Annotated in this window: 3 protein-coding genes and 1 pseudogene; all 4 read right to left on the bottom strand. The window is 68.8% G+C overall.

What is annotated here, in order from left to right; all coding sequences use genetic code 11:
* On the bottom strand, positions 1-297 hold a 297-nt coding region (locus tag HUU94_RS04380; protein WP_302480179.1), incomplete at its 3' end, for an NAD(P)H-hydrate epimerase.
* A 43-nt stretch (positions 298-340) separates the two neighbouring features.
* On the bottom strand, positions 341-2059 hold the full coding sequence (ilvD, locus tag HUU94_RS04385) for a dihydroxy-acid dehydratase (RefSeq protein ID WP_174273890.1): 1719 nt from the start codon (positions 2057-2059) through the stop codon (positions 341-343).
* Positions 2060-2174: 115 nt separating this feature from the next.
* Positions 2175-2891: an N-formylglutamate amidohydrolase gene (locus tag HUU94_RS04390; protein WP_174273891.1), complete on the bottom strand. Its 717-nt coding sequence runs from the start codon at positions 2889-2891 to the stop codon at positions 2175-2177.
* Positions 2888-3044 (bottom strand): annotated as a pseudogene (locus HUU94_RS04395) (4-(cytidine 5'-diphospho)-2-C-methyl-D-erythritol kinase); the annotation flags it as partial. The gene HUU94_RS04390 and the pseudogene HUU94_RS04395, both read right to left, overlap by 4 nt.

The following is a 3044-nucleotide window of genomic DNA, read 5'->3' on the forward strand; positions in this document are numbered from 1 at the left end:
GAGCCGCGCCGCCCCGGTGCGCGGCTCCGCCAGCGCGGCGACGCGGACGTCGAAGCCGCGCTCGCGCAGCAGCCGCGCGACGACATAGCCGTCGCCGCCGTTGTTGCCCGGTCCGCAGGCGACGAGGATCGTCTCACCGGCGAGGCGTTCCGCGATGATCCCGGCGATCTCGGCGCCGGCCCGCTCCATTAGCGCTTCCGGCGAAACGCCCCGATCGAACAATATCTGCTCGGCGGCGCGCGTCTCGGCGTCGGTCAGCACGGCGATCGACGCGTCGCGGGGCGCGCTGATGCGCATGCGCCGGACCGGCCCCCGGGAAGCGACGATCGCGAACCGATCCTCAGATATCGGCGTAGACATGCGTCTCCGCCGCCGCGCCGGGATGCGTCACCGCGCCCTTGCTCGCGGGGCCGACGTTCCGCGCATAGCGCCACAAGGCGCCCGCCTGATAATCGTTGGCGCGCGGCTGCCAGTGCGACCGGCGATCGGCGAGGATGTTGGGATCGACGAGCAGGTCGATCGTCCCCGCCTCGGCATCGATGCGGATCGGATCGCCATTCTCGATCAGCGCGATCGGCCCGCCGTCCGCCGCCTCGGGGCCGACATGGCCGATGCAGAAGCCCCGCGTCGCGCCCGAAAAGCGCCCGTCGGTGATCAGCGCCACCTTCTCGCCCATCCCCTGCCCATAGAGCGCGGCGGTGGTCGAGAGCATCTCGCGCATCCCCGGCCCGCCCTTTGGTCCTTCGTAGCGGATGACGATCACCGATCCCTCGGCGATGTCGCGCTTCTCGACCGCGGCGAAGCAATCCTCCTCGCAATCGAACACGCGCGCCGGCCCCTCGAACGTCAGCCGATGCATGCCCGCCACCTTGACGATCGCGCCATCGGGCGCGAGGCTGCCCTTGAGCCCGACGACCCCGCCCGTCGGCGTGATCGGCGTCCTGGCGTCGTAGATCACCTTCTGGTCGGGGTTCCACGTCACCCGCTCGATATTCTCGCCCAGCGTCCTGCCCGTCACCGTCAGGCAGTCGCCGTGCAGGAAGCCCTCCGCCATCAGCGTCTTCATCGCCATATAGACGCCGCCCGCGTCGTACATGTCCTTGGCGACATATTGGCCGCCCGGCTTGAGGTCGGCGATATAGGGGGTCGTCTTGAAGATCTCGGCGACGTCGAACAGATCGAAGGCGATCCCCGCTTCATGCGCCATCGCCGGCAAATGGAGCGCGCCGTTGGTCGATCCTCCCGTCGCCGCGACGATCCGCGCCGCATTCTCGAACGCGTCGCGCGTGCAGATGTCGCGCGGGCGGATGTTGGCGGCGAGCAATTCCATCACCTGCGCGCCCGCCGCAACCGCGATCTGCTCACGCGACGTATAAGGCGCCGGCACCATATTGCTGTTCGGCAAGGATAATCCGATCGCTTCCCCGACGCAGGCCATCGTGTTGGCGGTGAACTGGCCGCCGCACGCGCCGTGGCCGGGGCAGGCGACCTTCTCCAGCGCATGGACGCGCTCGATCGGGCAGGTGCCGGCGGCATATTGGCCGACGATCTCGAACACGTCGACGACGGTCACGTCGCGCTGGTCGAAACGCCCCGGCAGGATCGATCCGCCGTAGACGAAGATCGCGGGCACGTTGAGGCGCAGCATCGCCATCATCATTCCCGGCAGGCTCTTGTCGCACCCCGCGAACGCGACGAGCGCGTCATAGCAATGCCCGCGCACCGAAAGCTCGACCGAATCGGCGATCACCTCGCGGCTGACGAGGCTCGATTTCATCCCCTGATGGCCCATCGCGATGCCGTCGGTCACGGTGATCGTGTTGAAGCGGCGCGGCATCCCCCCGCCCTGCTCGACGCCCCTGCGGCAGGCATCGGCCTGCGCATCCAGAGTCGTGTTGCACGGCGCGCTGTCGTTGCCCGCGCTCGCCACCGCCACGAACGGCCGCCCGATCTCCTCCTCGGTCAGCCCCATCGCATAATAATAGCTGCGGTGCGGCGCGCGCTCGGGGCCGACCGAGACATGGCGGCTGGGGAGCTTGGACTTGTCGAACTGTGTCATGAGCCTTCCTCGAAACGCCCTAGCCTCTAAGCCGCGATCCGCGAATTGGAAGCCTGCTGGGCCCTCGTCACCCGGCTCAAGGCCGGGGTGACGTTCATCTTGAACAGGCAGCCTTCTAAAGGCCGTCCGACGTCGCCACGATCACCGGCGCCAACCGCGCTGCCCAATGCGCCACGCCGCCCGGATCGCCGATCAGGTCCTGCCGCACCTCCAGCCCGAGATAGGGAAGCCCGGCGGCCTCCGCATGCCGGTTCATCGTCGCGTTGAGCAGCCTGCCCGAATAAGGCTGGTTGTCGCCGGTGACGATGCCGGCCGCCTCCAGCAGCGGGATCGCGATGCGGGCGGCGCGCGCGTCCCGATTGTAGAGCACGCCGATCTGCCATGGCCGGGGCGTGCCGCCTTCGCGCAGCATAGGCGTAAAGCTGTGCAGCGATATCAACATCTTGGGACGCTCAGTTGTGATCCGTTCGGCGATCGCGCGATGATAAGGCCGCCAGAAACGATCGAGCCGCGCGCCGCGCGCCGCTTCGTCCAGACGCGCGTTGCCAGGGATGCGATGCCCGTCGCTCGATAGCGGAATCAGTCCCGGCGCATCCTCTTCGCGATTGAAATCGATCACCAGCCGCGAGACGGGCCCCAGCAGCCCCGGACAATCGAGCGCCGCGCACAGCGCCCCGCCCAGCGCCGCGACGCCGATATCGATCGCGACATGCTCGTCGAGCAGCGCCGCATCGATGCCAAGGTCGATATCGGGCGGAACATGGTTGGAGGCATGATCGCCGATCAGCAGCAGCCCCGATCGCACGCCGCCCTCAATCGCGACCGGCATCATGCCGCGCGCAGCCGGGTCGCGAGCCGCCACCAGTCCGGCCGCGCCGCGCCGATCGCCGCGCTCGCCGCATCGCGCGCGGCGATGTCTCCGAACAGCGCGAAGCAGGTCGCCCCCGATCCCGACATCCGCGCCAGCACCACGCCCCGCTGCGCG

This window comes from Sphingomonas bacterium (genome assembly GCF_903644055.1).
Classification (GTDB): Bacteria; Pseudomonadota; Alphaproteobacteria; order Sphingomonadales; family Sphingomonadaceae; genus Sphingomonas_I.

Excerpts from the sequence above, each read along its gene's own strand:
- HUU94_RS04390 (WP_174273891.1), bottom strand. The coding sequence starts at position 2,891 with ATGATGCCGGTCGCGATTGAGGGCGGCGTGCGATCGGGGCTGCTGCTG.
- ilvD (WP_174273890.1), bottom strand. The coding sequence starts at position 2,059 with ATGACACAGTTCGACAAGTCCAAGCTCCCCAGCCGCCATGTCTCGGTC.